This is a genomic window from Pedobacter gandavensis (assembly GCF_032678465.1).
GTDB lineage: Bacteria > Bacteroidota > Bacteroidia > Sphingobacteriales > Sphingobacteriaceae > Pedobacter > Pedobacter gandavensis_B.
In genome coordinates this window covers 417,526-435,327 of record NZ_JAVTSK010000004.1, presented here as the reverse complement: position 1 = coordinate 435,327, position 17,802 = coordinate 417,526, and the positions used below count along the sequence as shown (strand labels likewise).

Annotated in this window: 10 protein-coding genes; 2 read left to right on the top strand and 8 right to left on the bottom strand. The window is 41.2% G+C overall.

Annotated features, from left to right (window positions below; all coding sequences use genetic code 11):
- Positions 1-12: 12 nt before the first annotated feature.
- Entirely contained in the window at positions 13-615 is a 603-nt protein-coding gene (locus R2Q94_RS10360) for a GNAT family protein (RefSeq protein ID WP_316821380.1), read from the bottom strand.
- 514 nt (positions 616-1,129) lie between these two features.
- On the opposite strand from R2Q94_RS10360, the gene R2Q94_RS10355 reads away from it, so the two are divergent.
- A complete protein-coding gene (locus tag R2Q94_RS10355) occupies positions 1,130-2,629 on the top strand; it encodes an acyl-CoA dehydrogenase family protein (protein WP_316821379.1) in 1,500 nt (499 codons plus the stop codon).
- A 117-nt stretch (positions 2,630-2,746) separates the two neighbouring features.
- On the top strand, positions 2,747-6,724 hold the full coding sequence (locus tag R2Q94_RS10350) for a Pls/PosA family non-ribosomal peptide synthetase (RefSeq protein WP_316821378.1): 3,978 nt from the start codon (positions 2,747-2,749) through the stop codon (positions 6,722-6,724).
- Positions 6,725-6,762: 38 nt separating this feature from the next.
- Here R2Q94_RS10350 and R2Q94_RS10345 read toward each other — a convergent pair whose 3' ends face one another.
- The 7 genes from R2Q94_RS10345 to R2Q94_RS10315 form a co-directional block, all read right to left on the bottom strand.
- Positions 6,763-8,790, bottom strand: a complete 2,028-nt coding sequence (locus R2Q94_RS10345) for an ATP-binding protein (protein ID WP_316821377.1) — start codon at positions 8,788-8,790, stop codon at positions 6,763-6,765.
- A 141-nt stretch (positions 8,791-8,931) separates the two neighbouring features.
- A complete protein-coding gene (gene dinB / locus R2Q94_RS10340; RefSeq protein ID WP_316821376.1) occupies positions 8,932-10,029 on the bottom strand; it encodes a DNA polymerase IV in 1,098 nt (365 codons plus the stop codon).
- A gap of 97 nt (positions 10,030-10,126) precedes the next feature.
- A complete protein-coding gene (locus R2Q94_RS10335; RefSeq protein ID WP_008240994.1) occupies positions 10,127-10,303 on the bottom strand; it encodes a hypothetical protein in 177 nt (58 codons plus the stop codon).
- Positions 10,304-10,526: 223 nt separating this feature from the next.
- The gene (locus R2Q94_RS10330; RefSeq protein WP_316821375.1) at positions 10,527-11,390 is read right to left on the bottom strand and encodes an RNA polymerase sigma factor RpoD/SigA; all 864 of its coding nucleotides are present in this window, start codon (positions 11,388-11,390) and stop codon (positions 10,527-10,529) included.
- A 390-nt stretch (positions 11,391-11,780) separates the two neighbouring features.
- A complete protein-coding gene (locus tag R2Q94_RS10325) occupies positions 11,781-12,866 on the bottom strand; it encodes a Gfo/Idh/MocA family oxidoreductase (protein WP_316821374.1) in 1,086 nt (361 codons plus the stop codon).
- Between the two features lie 10 nt (positions 12,867-12,876).
- Positions 12,877-14,334 (bottom strand): Gfo/Idh/MocA family oxidoreductase, encoded by a 1,458-nt coding sequence (locus tag R2Q94_RS10320; protein WP_316821373.1) that lies wholly within the window; start codon positions 14,332-14,334, stop codon positions 12,877-12,879.
- Positions 14,335-14,373: 39 nt separating this feature from the next.
- Positions 14,374-17,796 carry a family 16 glycoside hydrolase gene (locus R2Q94_RS10315; protein WP_316821372.1) on the bottom strand — a complete coding sequence of 1,141 codons (3,423 nt, stop codon included), beginning with the start codon at positions 17,794-17,796 and terminating at the stop codon, positions 14,374-14,376.
- Between the last annotated feature and the right edge of the window lie 6 nt (positions 17,797-17,802).

Below are 17,802 nucleotides of genomic sequence, written 5' to 3'. Positions count from 1 at the left end.
AAAAAAACTTCATCAAATCAATTTATTCTTCAACAGCTCCTTTTTCCCGGCGTACCACTCTTCCCTCAACATACTCAAGATAGCGGAATCTCTTCTGGTACCATCAGGACGATAACCATTACTTCGTAATACACCTTCAAAACTACAACCTAAACCTTTTATCGCCCGCATACTTCGTTCATTCTGGCTGTCCAGGCGAAATTCAACCCTTTCCATTCCCATCTGCTCAAATACAAATTCGAAAAGCAAAAACTTACAATGCTTATTCAATCCTGTTCCCTGAAATTCTTTCCCGTACCAGGTATAGCCCAGCGATAAACATTTATTGGATAAATCAATATCATATAGCCGGGTAGTTCCCGCATACCGCTGTTTCAGTTTATCAAAAACGATAAAAGGATAAGCCAGCCCTTTCTCTTTAGCAATCAGTGCCTTTTCAATATATTGTTTCATTGCAGGCTCAGTTCCTGCATGCTGTAAGGAATAGGTCCACAGTTCGGGTTCATTGATCGCAAAGGTCTTTAGATTTTCAAAATCTGAAATTTGTAAAGGACGTAACAGCGCCTGCTCGTCTTCGAGGATATAATCAGTTTCGGGGTCAAAAATATACAGCATAATCGATTAAAATATTGGATAAATCTACGCAAAACCATGCGACTTCATCAAAGAAATTATCCGGTCTCCCCGAATTAAAAAGAAATCAAATTGCTTCAAAAATGTGGTGATTTATCGGATCCCCAATCTGATGATTTAATTAAATTTTAACTAAATAATTTCCAGGCACTTTAACAGACATGCGCTAAAACAGCTACCATTTCGGTTATTTTTTTTTATTTTTAACCTTTTAAATAGGCATAAACCGTATATTTCGGTACTATCCTGAGCACAATGGAACGTATTTTCGTTTTCATTTTTGCTGAGATTAGATTAAACAGCTGTGTAAGAGGGCTTAGCAACCTTCGCATCCATAAAGAATCAAATCAATGTGACCGTGATCATTTTATGTTCCACGAGATTGTCATTATTTTGGATTCGATGTTCAGCAAAAATTGTTTATTATTTATAGAGATTCTAAATAAATATTCACTTATTTGCTTAACGATCTTTTTAAAATACTTGTATTCTATATATGACATTAACCGACATCAAGTTTTCTGATTACATCAGAGACTTCGAGCAAACATTGAAACACTTGTTTCATGTCCAGGCAGACATTGATCAACTGAGCCTGGAAAGAGGATTACCCCCAGAAATTCTTAAAGGAATTATGGATCAGAAACCACTTTCTGTAGCCATTCCTACTGAATACGGCGGCCGTGGAAGTATCGTTAAAGAATGTTTGGGCCTTTTAGCCGCAGCCTCTTATGAATCCCTACCCCTGTCACTTACTTTTGGTATCAATATCGCACTTTTCTTAGAGCCAGTTTCAAAATATGCTGATGAATCCGTAAAGAAAGGAATCTTCGATAATTTTCTGGAAAAAGGTCAAATGGGAGGTCTGATGATCACTGAACCTGATTATGGCAGTGATGCATTGAATATGAAAACAGCCAGCAAAGCTGTTCCTGAAGGTTACCAGATTAAAGGAACCAAACACTGGCAAGGACTTACCGGGATGGCCGATTACTGGATCATCGCCGCAAGAAACGAAAATGAAAATGGTGATTTAGGAAGAGATATCGATTTTTTCCTTTGCGACATCACTAAACCGAAACAGCATATTGTAGTAGAAGAGCTTTATGACAATCCAGGCTTGTATATGATCCCTTATGGATTAAACCAGCTTGACCTTGTTGTTCCACAGAATTTCAGATTAAAACCAGAAACTACTGGTATCAAAATGATGCTGGACATTCTTCATAGAAGCAGGATGCAATTCCCGGGAATGGGAATGGGTTTCATTAAGAGAATGTTAGATGAAGCCATGCAGCATTGCCGTACGCGAATTGTGGGTAGCGGCAATTTAATGGCCATCGACAATGTACAGTTCCAATTGTCGAGAATTCAATCTGCTTATACGATTTGCTCTGCCATGTGCGCCCACAGTAGTGAGATTAGTGGCATAGCACATAACCTGGCCATGGAAGGTCTGGAAGCAAATACCATGAAAGCAGTGGTGACCGATTTAATGCAGGAATCTGCACAATTGCTCGTACAACTTTCTGGAGCAAAAGGTTATAGAACCAGCCATATCGGTGGTCGTGGCATCATGGACAGCCGTCCATTCCAAATTTTTGAGGGATCAAATGAAATGCTATATAACCAGGCAGCAGAAATGATTACCCGTTCCATGAAGAAACAAAAACAGTCTAACCTGTTTGATTACCTTGCTGAATTAAAAATTACTGCATCACCTGTTGCTTATTTTAAGAAAGAATTGTCATTCCAATTGTCGGAAAACCTTTCTCAACGTAAAATGGTAGATCTTGGTAAAATAATCGCCAGAGTGATCTGCGTTGGATATGTACTAAAACTACAGGAAAAAGGATACAGAAAAGACCTGGTTGAAAACTGCATTACCATGGTTAAACAGGAGGTTTCAGCATTAATTGCCTCCCTTCAATTTGAAAATAACGTAAAATCTATTGATGATTATGCAGTAAATAGCTCCTGGCTAGATTTCGCTTAATCGGATAAACCAATTATGTAAAGGGGACATTCATCATTTAGAAGAATGTCCCCTTTGTTTTTAGTGGTTTTGTCAAAAAAAAACGGTTATTTAGTTTAACTAAATTTCCGCGTGCTCATGAATTCAAAAAGCATTATTATTGGCAAGATACGTCCTGAATTCTGCAGAGACGAAACCATTGGAGACCTCATCAGGAATACTGTAGCAATAGTCCCTCATAAAACCGCTTTAATTTTTAACGATCAAAGCCTCAGCTACAAGGAACTAGATGCCTGGAGTGATGCGATCGCTGCTTTTTTAAATAAAAACGGTATTGGAAGAGGCCATAGTGTAGGCTTATGGTGGCCAAGAAGTCTGGAACTACCTGTCGCCATTTTAGGAATTGCAAAATCGGGTGCAGCTTATGTTCCATTAGACCGGGAAATGCCTGCCGACCGGGTCCATACCGTGATGCAGGAAGTAGCTGCATCGGCCTGCTTCAGTGATGCCCTGGATGAAGGATCTTGCCCGGTATTCCGCATTCCAGAGCGGCCCGACTTTAATTCACCTGTCCCAGCCTATCAGCTAGCCGCATTGCCAGATGATGTGGCCTATGTATTGTATACCTCCGGAAGTACTGGAAAACCTAAAGGCATTCCTATCAGTCACCGTCAAATCTGCCACCTGATCAGATCTGAACAAAGTGTGATTCAAATCCTTCCTGAAGACCGTGTTTATCAGGGATTCTCTGTTTCATTTGACATGTGGTGCGAAGAAACCTGGATTAGCCTCTCTGCTGGTGCAACCATTTGGATTGCCGATGCAACTACCGCTAAATCTATTGATGAACTTGCGGATATTTTCAGAGCACAAAACATTACCATTCTTCATGCTGTTCCCAGTCTCCTGGCCGTAATAGATGACAACATTCCTACCATACGTCTGATTAATGCTGGTGGTGAAGCTTGTACGACCCAGGTTCTAAACCGATGGAGCAAGCCAGGTACCAATGTTTTTTATAACAGTTATGGACCAACAGAAACCACTGTTACCGCTACCATGATTCCTCTCCGCCCTGGTGACCCCATCACCATTGGCAATCCACTCCCCAATTACAACCTGGCTGTAGTCAATGAACAATTTGAGATTTTACCATTCGGCGAACAAGGACAACTGATCATTTCAGGCCCCGGTGTTTGCGATGGATATGTAAACCGTCCCGAACTCAGCGCAGAAAAGTTCCTGAACAAACCAGCATCACTTCAGGAACTTCCAGGAGAACGAATCTATCTGAGCGGAGATGCTGTAATCATGCAGGCGGACGGTAGCATCGATTTTCGTGGTCGCCTGGACGACCAGGTTAAACTTCGGGGATACCGCATAGAACTTGGCGAAATCGAAGTTAAACTCAATGAACTTGAAAATGTTTCTGCCGCTGCCGTAGCCTTAAAAAAAGATGCCAACCTTCAGGACCAACTCATCGGATATGTTTCCCTGAAACCAAATGTTTCTTTCGATGATCATGAAGCCAGAATGCAATTGGCAAAGGTTCTACCCCCATACATGGTTCCTTTAATTTTGGTAGTCATGGATAAAATGCCAAGACTGCCCAGCGGAAAGATCAATAGAAAAGACTTACCGGTTCCGCAAATTCTACTGGATATTAAACCTGAGGAAGCCATACTCCTACATCCTGATGATGATATAGAAACCAAAGTCATCGCCGGGTTAAAACACCTTTTTCCAGGAAGAGCCATCAGCATTGAAAATGACTTTTTCATGGATCTGGGTGGCCATTCTTTACTTGCAGCCTCTTTATCCTCCTGGCTGAGGAAAGAGGCTCATCTTCATCAGGCCTCTTTAAAAGACATCTATACAAACCGTCCGATCAGTAAACTGATCCAAACCTGGACCCTGGCCGCAGAAAAAGAAAAACAACATATACCTAAGCATAAGGAAGCTTTTCACAAAGTCCATTCGCTGCGCTACTGGATCTGTGGAATTGCCCAGGGATTTTCACTTCTGGTGATTTATGCCCTTTTTGCAGCGCAGATTTTTGTACCGTACCTGGGCTATTACTATCAACTGGCCAAAAGTGAAACTGACAAAGGTGATACGTTCTGGGCAATCATTACTGCCCTTTTATTATTTTGTCTGATCGCACCAACATTTTCTCTCCTGAGTATTGTGATGAAATGGCTGCTCCTGGGAAAAACAAAAGAAGGCGATTATCCAATTTGGGGAACTTATTATTTCCGCTATTGGCTGGTCAAATCCATACAACGTCTGGTCCCGCTTCAATTCATGAACGGCACCCCACTTTATCCTTTCTATCTCAAAATGATGGGAATGAAAATGGCTCCGGATTCCCAAATCAGCTCCATTACAGTTGGAATGGAGGATTTAATGGAAATCGGCAGTGATGTCAGCATTAGTTCTGGAGTTGTACTCAACAATGTAATTGTAGAAAACGGACTCTTAAAACTGAGAAAAATTAAAATTGCCGATCATGCCTATATAGGTACGAGCGCCGTCATTTCCGGGGATACTGTTATTGATGAATGGGGAGAACTACAAGACCTGAGTCATTTACAACCTGGTCAGCACATACGCGCCAGAGAAGTCTGGAAAGGCAGTCCTGCAGAACCAATAGGCAGCAAACGTCAGGAGGAACTTCCACAGCCTTTAATCGTTTCTGGTTTCAAAAGAAAGTGCTACGGTTTACTATATACCATCCTGCTCATCCTTTTCCCTATTGTCATCTTACTGCCCTTACTTCCATTGATTGAAATGTTAAATTACATGGATACACAGGCTCCTGATTACAATTTCAATTATTTTATTCACATCCCCTTACTCACTATCGTCTACATCATCATTTATGCCCTGGAAACCATCCTGCTATCCAGGTTATTGCTTTATAAAATGAAACCCGGCACTTACCCTGTATATGGCTGGACATATGTCAGAAAATGGTTATCAGATCAATTGATCTCCACCTCGCTCATCGTCCTGCATCCCATGTACGCTACGGTATACATTTCTTCATTTTTCAGGATGCTAGGTGCTAAAATTGGTAAAAACACGGAAATTTCTACTGCCAGCAATGTGACACATACCTTATTGGAAATTGGGGATGAATCTTTTATTGCTGATGCTGTTACACTTGGTGAAGAAGATATTCGCGGACAACAACTCATACTCGATCACACCAAAATTGGCAACAGAAGCTTCGTGGGCAACAGTGCCCTGATTCCTCAAGGATATGAATTGGCTGATGATATGTTAATTGGTGTACTATCTACTCCTCCAACCGCAGATCAACTGAAACAATCAAATACAAAAGACTGGTTTGGATCTCCTGCTATTGCCTTACCCAAAAGACAAAATAGCGGAAATTATCCTCCTGAACTCACCACCAGCCCTACCATTGGCAGAAGAACGGCAAGAACCATTATTGAAGGAATAAGAATTATTCTGCCGGAAACCGTCATCATTTGCTGTAGTGTATTATTTATAGCTTATTGCCACGATTTAGTAAAGGACAGAACATTATGGCAAATCTTAAAAGAAGCACCAAAAGTTCCATTTTACTACCTCTTTTATATGGGAGGACCAGCACTACTCGTAACATTGCTCTTAAAATGGATTACTATAGGCAAATTCAAAGCGGAACAACATCCGATGTGGACGCATAAAGTATGGCGAAGTGAAGCAAACACCACGACCTACGAGGCGCTTGCCGTTCCATTTTTACTGGAATTTATGAAAGGTACACCATTCTTACCAATGATGCTGAGCCTGTTTGGAGTCAAATTTGGGAAAAGGGTATGGCTAAACACCACTGATATTACAGAACATGATATGGTAAGTATCGGAGACGACACCGCCTTAAATGAAGATTGTGGACCACAAACTCACCTTTTTGAAGATCGGGTAATGAAAGTGGGTACCGTTAAAATTGGAGCCAGATGTAGCATCGGTTCCAGAACTATAATTCTTTATGACAGTGAAATCGGAGATGATGTGAAACTGGAGCCACTTTCATTAGTTATGAAAGGCGAGAAATTAGCTGATGGCACGGAATGGACAGGAAGCCCGATCCGATTAAACTAACTCCAGTCGCAGCTCAGCTAAAGCTGAGCTGCGACTGCTTAATGCTCTGGTTCAACCACTTCCAGCAGCAACCGGTGCATTTCATCAGGATTAAAAGGCTTTGATAACACATGCTGAATTCCCATCTCCCTCAAACGGGTCCTGACCTCTTCCAGAATATCTGCAGTAAAAATGATCACCTTAACATCCGGATGCCCAATCTGTACGTTACGCGCCAATTGATAACCATCCATTCCCGGCATATGCAGGTCAATCAGGATCACATCAAAATCCCCCTCTTCTAAAATTTTCAAAGCGGAAATACCACTATCTGCCTGAGCTGCATTGAGCCCGAAACAGCTCAACTGACGCTTTGCAACCAATAAGTTTACAGGGTTGTCATCCACAATCAATAATCTCAACTCTGGCAATACCTTCGTCTTGTTTGTCCCCGGAATTGCAGGTACTTTATTTTCTGAATTCGTTCCAATTTTAAAGTCTATTTCAAACTCAAAACTTGTCCCACCTTCCGCCTTACTTTTCAGGACAATTTCACTCTTAAACAAATCCACCAATCCTTTCGTAATGCTCAAACCAAGTCCGGTTCCTTGTTGTTGCCGGTGACTGGCCTGCTGTACCTGATGAAATTTATCGAAAACGAGGTTATGCAAATGTTCCGGAATTCCTATTCCGGTATCTTCTACTTTAAAACATAACCTCACCATTTCTGCATCCTGATCAACAACAGTTAAGTAAATGGCAACATTACCTGTATCAGTGAATTTAATTGCATTTCCAATTAAATTGTTCAAAATCCGACCCAATCTCAGGTCGTCTGCATACACAAATTCAGGGATTGCATCATCATGATAAAACTTAAGATCTAAGCCTTTAGATTTAGCCAGGGATTCAAATTGCTTTTGAATGTTCCCAACAAAATTCACCAGTCGAATCTCCGTAGCCCTTAGCTCCATTTTTTTATTTTCAATCTTTTCAAGATCTAAAATATCGTTTACCAAATTCAATAAATGATTAGAAGAGAAATTCAGATGATCAATATATTCCCGGATATGCGGATCAGCATAAGTCCCCTGATGAAGAAGATTACAGATTCCTATAATTCCATTTAATGGAGTGCGAATTTCATGGCTCATGATAGAAAGGATTTCAGTCCTCTTTCTGGCAATTTGCTCCGCCAGATTCTTCGCCGCAATTAATTCTAAAGTTTGATGCTGCAACTGATCACTCATTAATTTTTTAGAAGTAATGTCTTCTATCACACAAATCAATCGCATCTTTCCACCTATAGATGCCGGATCTATCTTTTGAAACTTAGCACTATACCAGGATTTTTTCTCCGGATTAAAGTCCGGATACACACATTCCTGACGTTCTCCGGTTAACAATAATTTCTCTATGCATTCTGTAAAAATACTGGCAAAACTCCCCATTACCTCCACCATAGTTTTGTCAATAAAAAACTCCTGAGGCATAAATAGTTTTGTCACATCTTTGACCCAAACCTTTTTTATCACACTATTTTCATCCAGTTCAATGATGATATCATCTAATGAAGCAATGAGCGATTGTAAACGCGCGATTTCCTGGTGTTGCTGGTTAATTTCAGCCACTGCATTCAAATGAAAGACCATTCCATTCAACACCGGCAAAGCTGGCTTGATGGCATAGAAATCACTTAACGTAAAAGGATGCGTAGCCTGAACCAGGTAAAGTTTTCTTTCTTTTCCTTCCGGATCAACAAAAGGACAAATCAGGATATCATATCCATTGATATTTCTGGTTTCATAATGAAAAGAAATGGCAGTAAGGTCATTGGATAGAAAATCATGAATCATGATATGGTCTACGTTACTGCGCCCAGGCCCCGTAATGATAGTTCTATCCAGAGCAAAAATTCCCGCAGCGGAGCTACCTGTCAGCAAACATAATTCCTGAAGCAAGGATTCTATAATTTTTAGCTTAGCCTCTCCGGAATAATAAGCTTGTTGGAATTCAAATAATTTATTCAGAAAAGCCATATCAGGCTGCTGCAAATCAGGATCAAAAAACTTTGATAAGGATTCCATAAGAAATACTTTAGGATGGATGTTGGTTTCAATTTACATAAATAACCCAAAAGCAACTCCTGTTCCTATATATATTTTGAATAACATAACTAACAGCTTAAATTATTCACAAAAAATCGTTAGACCTATACTTTTTTGAAACTAAGGGAAAAGTCGGGACTGATACCACTCCCCTTGCTCTTTTGGGTGAATAAAATTAGAGATTGAAACACCTAGTAACCGTACTTCCACCTCTTCCAAATGAGCTCCATCCAATAAAGACCGGGCGATTCCGATCATCATTTCCAAATCAGTAATCGGCACAGGAAAAGATTTACTCCTGGTCATTTGTCTAAAATCACTAAACTTGATCTTAATGGTCAGCGTTCTTCCAAACAACTGATAAAGACTCATTCGTTTATACACAATACCTGCAAGACGCTCCAGTTCCTGATTCATTTGTTCGAGCTCGGTGAGGTCATAAGAAAAAGTATCTTCTGCACCGATAGACTTAGTTTCCTGATTTGGCTCCACTTTGCGGTGGTCGATTCCACGAACAATCCTGTAGAAAAAATGGCCACTCTTTCCAAAAAGAAACACCAGCTCCGCTTCAGTTAGCTTTTTCAAATCTGAGCCTTTATGCAAACCCCGGATTTTCATTTTCTCGGCAGTCACTTTCCCCACGCCATGAAACTTTTCTACTGGCAATGCCGCGATAAAACGTTCCACTTTAGAAGGCCCAATAAAGGTTAATCCATCAGGCTTATTCATGTTGGAAGCTACCTTTGCCACAAATTTATTGATTGAAACACCAGCGGAAGCCGTTAGATTTAATTCGGCTTTAATGGCCGCTTTAATTTCCTTGGCAATATCAATTGCAGAACCAATCCCTAATTTATCCTCGGTTACATCCAGGTAAGCTTCATCAAGCGACAAAGGTTCAATGAGGTCGGTATATCGACTAAATATTTCACGAATTTGTTTAGAGATCTCTTTGTAAACTGCAAATCTGGGATAAAGAAAGATGAGGTGTGGACATAAGCGTTGTGCTTTTTTTGAAGACATGGCAGAATGTACTCCAAACCTCCTTGCTTCGTAATTGGCCGTCGCCACTACTCCTCCTCTTCCATCTGGAGAACCACCCACAGCCACAGCCTTACCTTCCAGGGTAGGATCATCCCTCTGCTCTACTGAGGCATAAAAGGAATCCATATCTATGTGGATGATCTTACGCTGTAATGGTTGCTCTGGAGAATTCATAAGATTGAGGGTTTAAAATTAGAAAATAAAAACCTCAATAGCTATAAATGAGAAAGGCCCGCATTAAGCGGGCCTTTCTCATGACATTCAAAGTAGATTACTTTGCGTTTTTCTTCTCAGTCACTTCAGTACGGATGTCCTGAGCAAGGCCTTTTAAATCTTGCATTGCTTTACGTACTCTTGTACCAGCTGCACCGTTTCCTGAATTATAAAATTTGTCTGCATCAGCTTCAACGCTTGCAATAAGTTCTTTAAGTTTCGAGAATTTTTCCATGTTTTTCTTTCGTTTAAGATTTTAAATATATGATATAACGCTTTAAAGTTAATAATTATTGGATTTCCACCAAATGAATATTTAAGGATAGCACTCTTTTTTTCAATAAAAAAGCCCTTTTACACTTAAAACGCTCGTAATATTCTATTTCGTTTAAATAAAACACCTCAATCTTTAAACAAAACCCAGATGAATCAACATAAAAAAAACGCCTGTTTATGGCTTAATCGAGGTATTCCCTGATCATTTGAGATTCCGGACTATTGCGCAAAGTCTTCAAAGCTTTATCCTTTAGCTGCCGCAATCTCTCTTTGCTTAAGTCAAAAATATAGACCATTTCATCCAATGTAGTTTCAACACCATCATACAACCCATAATAAAGCGCCAAAATTTTCTGCTCTCTTTCTGGTAAAATCACCAGACACCTTTTTAGATCCTCATACAAAGATTCCTTCATCAGCTCCCCGTCAACCGGATCCAAACTGACGGAAGGAATCTTGTCTAATAAACTGAAATTTGTTTCTTCATTTAATGGCTTATCCAGGGAAACTGACAAAGCCGCATTAGATTGAAAGTCTAAAACACGGGCCTCCTTATAGCCAACCTCTTCAGCAATCTCCTCTATTGTAGGCATTCGCTCCAATTTTTGCTCTAACCGCACAGAGGCTTTATTGATCGCAGTATTTCCAATAATTTGATTTCCGGGTAAACGAATCATTCTATGTTGATCGGAGATCGCAGACAAAATAGCCTGCCTGATCCACCATACGGCAAAAGATATAAATTTGAATCCTTTAGTATGATCATATCGCTTCGCTGCCTTGATCAGACCAATATTACCTTCACTAATCAGATCTGAAAGTCGCAGGCCTTTGTGCTGATATTTCTTGGAAACAGAAATCACAAAACGAAGATTTGCATTGACTAATTTTTCCAGGGCTGCACTATCACCCTCAGCAATCCGGATAGCCAATTCTATTTCTTCTTCAATTTTTAATAGCTCAAATTTTCCCAGATCATTCAGATACTTCTCCAGGGAGTCCCTTTTTCTGTTTGTAATACTTTGTGATATCCTTAAAGCTCTCATAAAATAGATTAATTTATCATTGATTAAAACCAAATGCAAATCAGACCTGAACACTATCAGATCCCTAAAAACCTTTAGAAAGCTTACTTATTTTAAGAGCGTAATCCATTCTAAACCAGTATTGCAAATCGCCTAAAAAGAGTGGAGATTTCACTTAAAATCCATCACCCTATGGCAACAAAAATATTAAAATAAAATACACTAAGTAAGGATTATAAAAATATTTATTGTCGACAAAACACTCAAAAACAGAGTATAATAATCAATAAACAAAATAAACTAAAAAACAAATATACACTAAGCAAAAATAATTATAAAGATTAAAATTATTTGTAAATAGAAAAAGCCCGCATGATAGCGGGCTTTCAAAAAATAACAAATTCCAAAATATTAGATCAGTTTAACGACCTCTCCGGTACGAACAGATTCATCACTGGCAAAAGCTACTCTTAAACTATTGAGCGCATCCTGAGTAGGTTGAGTCAAGTCCAGATCTTCCTGAATCGCCTTCAGGAAATGACGTTGCTCCCTCTTGCAGAGCTCCAGATGATCAGGTTCATCCATCAAATCTACCCATTCATCGCTTTGGGAAAATTCCCCGGCCTCATTCAGACCAGCATGATGAACTTTAATAGACTCTGTCTTCGTATGCGCATCAATCACATCCGATTTCCCTGCAGCTGAAGCTGCTTTCGCCACAATAGATACCGCGCCTTTTGGTCCAACAACGTCTTTGATAAAAAAGGCAGTTTCACTCATCATCGGTCCCCATCCCGACTCATACCAGCCTACAGAGCCATCCTCAAAACGAATCTGTAGTTGTCCGTAATTGTAATTATCATCAGGGATCTCCTCGGTTAATCTTGCACCAATTGCACTTACCTGTACAGGCCTTGATCGGGTCATCTGGCACATTACATCAATATAATGAACACCACAGTCCACAATAGGACTCAAACTGTTCATTAAATTTTTATGGACATTCCACTTTGAGCCCTGACTTTGCTGATTCAAATTCATACGCATCACCAATGGTTTTCCCATTCCCTGCGACAGTTCAATGAAACGTGTCCAGGAAGGGTGATAACGTAAAATATAGCCCACCAACAATTTCTTATGGTATCGCTTGGCAGCATCAGCAACCCGCTGCGCAGCAGCAAGGGAATCCGCCAGCGGCTTCTCTATAAATACATGGCAACCCAGTTCCATTGCTTTAATGGCAAATGGCTCATGGGTGTCAGGATACGTGGAAATACATACGGCATCAGGTTTACTGCTCGCCATTGCAGTTTCAAAATCATTAAACAATGGATAACCCGCCCCCAGTTTTTCATTCAAAACCTCCTTACTCTCTCCTCTGGAAACCAATCCGCAAATCTCAAAATCTTCCAATTGATGGTAAGCCATGGCATGAGAGGCTCCCATATTGCCACATCCTACTACTAAAACTCTTATTTTATTACGCTTCAAACTCATTTATCTAAAATTATACACCTAAGCTCCAACCCTGACGATATTCACGTCTTACAAACTGATTGACATCATCAAAATTAGTTACCCTTAAGTTTTCTTTATCCCAAAGTAGTTTAATATCTCTACCCGGATAGTCAAAGCCATTACCGCTTTGTCTTGGTTTTTGAATATCCGTTCCCCTGATTGCAAGATTAGCAATCAATAAGGTCTCCGTTAAAGGACCCGCGATCTCAAAAGGAGAACTCAATTTTTTCTTCCCATACCCAGCAATACAGGCTTCTGCCCAATCCCAGTAATGTCCATCTACACCTCCAATTACACGCTCTACACCAGGTTTAACTTTCACTTCTTCATTGCGCGACAAAGGTAATAAACGTGGATTTGCACCATAAACATCACACATCATCTTTCCTTTCGTCCCTTCAAACAAAACACCGTTCGCACCGAAAGCCTCATTGGCTCCCAACTCTGCGGGCCTGCCAGGCTTAATGCCACCGTCCATCCAATGAATCTCCAGGTTGTCCTTCGTCTTTTTTGTCTTCTTAAAAGTCATGATCACATGGCTTGATGGCGGACAGCTATCCGGGAAATAACCACGCTTAAATTCATCCACGTATATGCTGCCCACACTGCATTGTACATCTATTGGCGTATCCAGTCCAAGAATACGGAAAGCTGGCTCTACCAGATGGCACCCCATATCTCCTATCGCACCGGTTCCGTAATCCCACCAGCCTCGCCAGTTAAAGGGCACGAGTTTGTCGACAAATGGTTTATAAGGTGCACTTCCTAACCAAAGATCCCAATCCAGCTCCTTAGGAACTGCTCCGTTTATCGATGGCCAGGTAATCCCCTGTGGCCATGAAGGCCTATCCGTCCAGCAGTACACACGCTCTACCTTACCAATTACACCGGCATCCACCCAATCCTGTAATTGCCTCACCCCATCTCCTGAAGAGCCCTGGTTTCCCATTTGAGTCACTACCTGGTATCGATTGGCAGCTTCAGTCAGCTTCCTCGCTTCAAAAATATCATGAGAAAGGGGCTTCTCTACATATACATGTTTGCCAAGTTGCATCGCAGCCATGGCAATCATGGCATGGTTATGATCAGGTGTAGAAACCACCACACCATCAATGTGTTTGCCTTCCTTATCCAGCATTTCTCTGTAATCCTTATAATATTTGGCAGCAGGGAAACTTTTCACAGAATAAGCTGCCCTTCGGTCGTCTACATCACAGAGGAAAGCAATATCTGCCTTCCCCCCTTTATAAATGTTACTTAAATTACTCTGGCCTTTTCCACCAACACCCACACCAGCAACCATTAAACGGTCGCTGGGTGCTAAAAATCCTCTACCCCCCAATACATGCCTGGGCACGATCATAAATCCGGCAGCCGCAAGTGCGGTCGTCTTAATGAAATTCCTTCTTGAACTACTTCCTGCTGAACCTTTAGTTTCTTCAGTCATATTTTAACCTCTTTAATTCAATTTCACCATTACCCAAGCCTATTTTGAAGTGCTTAGGTCTTTAATTCTAATGTTTTTAAAACGGACTACAGAACCATGTCCAAGGAAACCTACACGACCTTTATCGCGCTGTAAACCCGGGTGATTCTGACCGTCTACTGTACCCTTTTTACGGGCCTCAGTAATGTCGCCATCCAGGATCACATCTCCATTCAATACGACTTTAATTTTAGGCCCTTTTACAGTTACTTCCTGATAATTCCACTCACCTAATGGCTTTAAAGAACCTCTTTTTGCGGCTTGAACGCCATAAATAGAACCATGGTATTGGTACACATGCAGGTCTTTATAAATAGGGGCATCATTGTCCAGAATTTGCAGTTCCATTCCTTCATAAGCTGCATCACCAGCTAATGGAGCACGGATGCCTAATCCATTATTAGCGCCAGGCGTCAACTGGAACTCAAAACGGAACACAAAATCACTGTAGTCATCTTTACTAAACAGATTACCACCAGAACCTTTACCTGGTTTAGGATTGATTTCCATATTTCCATCTGAGATCGTATACGCAGCCGTATTGCCAGTCCATTCGTGCATGTTTGTACCATCAAACAATACTTTATAGCCTTCTTTCTTTTCTGCAGCACTCAGCTGAAAAGGAACCGGGCGCTCCAACTCCTTAATATAAATATCTCTATAGGCAACTCTGGAACCATGGGCCTGCAACTCGATCTGCTCTTCTGCAAAAATCGGCAACTTGCGATCCCAATAATTTTCCAGGATCACATCGTCAGTAACCAATACCCCATTCAGGTATACCGTTACACGGTCACCTTTCATAATAATGCGGAAGGTATTCCATTCGCCTAATTTGTTATCCACAACTTTTAAGGGCTTACTCTCATTGACCTGATTGTTATACAAGCCACCGGAACCTACCTGCGCACCCACATCTACCCTCGAGGTATCCCAGATCTGTACCTGCGGACTTCCTCTTAAATAAATCCCTGCATCACCTTTCTTATTTCCATCGTCATAGATTTTCCAATCTACCAGCATTTCAAAATCACCATATTTTTTTAAAGTAGCCAGGTTATCTCCGTTTCCGGTGAACAACAGGTCACCTTTCTCAATCACCCAACTTTTCAAAGCCGCTGCATCTGCTTTTTCCTGTGCTGCCGCTAAGGTTTTATCATCCATTTTTGCCCTTTTCAAAGGATCAGCCACCAAACCTTTCCAGCCCGTCAGATCCTTTCCATTGAACACAGAAACGAATCCTGTACCAGCCTTCATTTCTGCCAGATATTTACGAACAGCCTCTTTCTCATACTCACTATCCCCACCTTTCAGCACTTGAATCGTCTTATTCAACAAATCCCTTACCTCAGCACCTTCATAAGACCTATCCGACAACACAATCATCATCACCGCTCTCGCCGCAGCTTGCTGCAATGCTGGCTGATCCATATATCTACCCGCAAAAATTGCGGCATTATAGGTCTTCGCATCCTGTAAATCAGTCAGGATCTGCTGTTGCAATTGTTCTGTTTTAGCCACATCCATTGCATCACGCAACCTTAGTAACCTTTGTGCTGGAGTTGACCTTGAAGCACGCAACAAACGTAAATATCCCTTCAATGCTTCCTGCTGAAAATCTGGATTCCCATTTGTTCTTGCAATCGCCAACAGGCTTTCTAAAGAACCCTCATTTGCCCATGAGGCCAAAGCTTCCAATGCTACTTTTTTCGTTTGCTCATCCCCTGTCTGAAAAGCATTATTTACCGCTGCCAACGACTGAGCATTCCCCAGACTCGCCAATACCTTATAGAAGAACTTTTTCTTTTCAGGACTGGCTGCTGCCATTTTCTCTAAAACAAGAGCCGTATCATTTTCCGTAGATGCTCCTTTTAAAGCAGCAATCAATGCAGATTGCAGCATCAAAGATTCTTCATCACTGATTTCCTTGCTGTTTAATAAGCTAAACAAATCAGAAAGATCTGCTTTTGTCGCCAATGACGGCAAGGCAGCAAAAGCCGCTTTTCTTACTGCCGGATTTTTACTCTTTTGCAGGGCATAAACTGTATTGATTTGTCCATGAGCAGAACGCGATGCCAGGACCTGAATTAAAGCCACCTGCACATTAGGTTTCATTTTAGGTAAAACATCCGCAATTTTTCCGGTCAAATCCTCCCCTTTCATTCTCAGCAAAACATCAGCTACTTTATTTATAGTAGCCTCATCACCTTTAGCCATGGTTTTAAACAAATCGTCCAGCACCTCTGAACCACCAATGTTTGCGGCAGCCTCAATCGCAGCAAACCTCAAGGCTTCGTCCTTTGCATTGATCAGTTTAAGTACCGTTGGAAGTGCAGCTTTCGCTTTTCCATCGCCAAGCATCGTCACCATTTCTGCCTGAACATCCGGCTTTTCTTTAGTCAGTTGACTGATCCATAGCGCTGTAGTACCTGGATTCAAATAAGGTAAGGCAAATTTTAATGCTGCTGCCCTGTAAGCTACTGAAGGATCCTTCATCGCAGCCAATAGAACGGAAATATCTGCCGCCTTATGCTCATCAGCAAGGATTTTTAAAGCTCCGGTGCGAACAGAAACCAAATCAGGGCCATTGGCCTTATCCAACAATTGCAATGCAATTTTATGAGACAATGCGGAATTACCTTGCAGCAATAGATTGGCCGCATAGTCCAGATAAGCTGGTACTGCATTTGTATTTTCATATTTAAAATTGCTTTTAGCAGCCGCCGAGGCCATCAAACCTTCGGAAGAAGGGTCCGCAATTTTCGCAAGCGCATATAGACTCATCTTTGTTAAATTCGGATCAGTACCCACAGTCAATGCCCCAATCGGCTGTGCTGCAGCTTTTACACGACTGTCTCCTAAACCTTCTACAACCGACAAGCGGCTCTTTCCCAGAGTAGATGCCAAAGCAGCTAGTAAGGCCTGTTGAGCAGCCGGTGTATTAATTTTTACCAATACCCTCACTGAAGGATCTGCAAGCTGTGCATCTTTTAAGTAAGAAATCAGATAAGGAATGGCATCATCTTTCGCAATCCCATCCAACTGACTCATGATAAAGGCTTTATTTTGAGGATCAGTCAATTTTTGTAAAGCTTTGCCAAGCGCAGCCACGCTCATTTTCCTCCAGTTTTCATGACCAGACTTTGTAGATGCTGCAGTAAAGCCACCAATGGCGTATTCAATTGGTGCATTGTTGCCTTTTCCTACCGGAGATAACATTCCGATCAGTTCCAGGTAACCATTCTCACCCAATGCAGCAATTTCATTTACATTAATCGCACCTAAGCCAGCATCTTTTGCCGGCATTTGCGCCAGCAAATCAGCAATACGCGTAGTCTGCGTACGCTGGTCTTTTTTATCCTGTGCATGTAGCGTTCCCTGGAATGCAAGGCCTGCCAAAAGGATAAAGCATATCTTTTTCATCTTTTT

Bases quoted from the DNA above. Each gene is read 5' to 3' on its own strand.
- R2Q94_RS10325 (WP_316821374.1), bottom strand. From the start codon at position 12,866: ATGAGTTTGAAGCGTAATAAAATAAGAGTTTTAGTAGTAGGATGTGGC.
- R2Q94_RS10345 (WP_316821377.1), bottom strand. From the start codon at position 8,790: ATGGAATCCTTATCAAAGTTTTTTGATCCTGATTTGCAGCAGCCTGAT.
- R2Q94_RS10360 (WP_316821380.1), bottom strand. From the start codon at position 615: ATGCTGTATATTTTTGACCCCGAAACTGATTATATCCTCGAAGACGAG.
- dinB (WP_316821376.1), bottom strand. From the start codon at position 10,029: ATGAATTCTCCAGAGCAACCATTACAGCGTAAGATCATCCACATAGAT.
- R2Q94_RS10320 (WP_316821373.1), bottom strand. From the start codon at position 14,334: ATGACTGAAGAAACTAAAGGTTCAGCAGGAAGTAGTTCAAGAAGGAAT.
- R2Q94_RS10315 (WP_316821372.1), bottom strand. From the start codon at position 17,796: ATGAAAAAGATATGCTTTATCCTTTTGGCAGGCCTTGCATTCCAGGGA.
- R2Q94_RS10330 (WP_316821375.1), bottom strand. From the start codon at position 11,390: ATGAGAGCTTTAAGGATATCACAAAGTATTACAAACAGAAAAAGGGAC.
- R2Q94_RS10355 (WP_316821379.1), top strand. From the start codon at position 1,130: ATGACATTAACCGACATCAAGTTTTCTGATTACATCAGAGACTTCGAG.
- R2Q94_RS10350 (WP_316821378.1), top strand. From the start codon at position 2,747: ATGAATTCAAAAAGCATTATTATTGGCAAGATACGTCCTGAATTCTGC.
- R2Q94_RS10335 (WP_008240994.1), bottom strand. From the start codon at position 10,303: ATGGAAAAATTCTCGAAACTTAAAGAACTTATTGCAAGCGTTGAAGCT.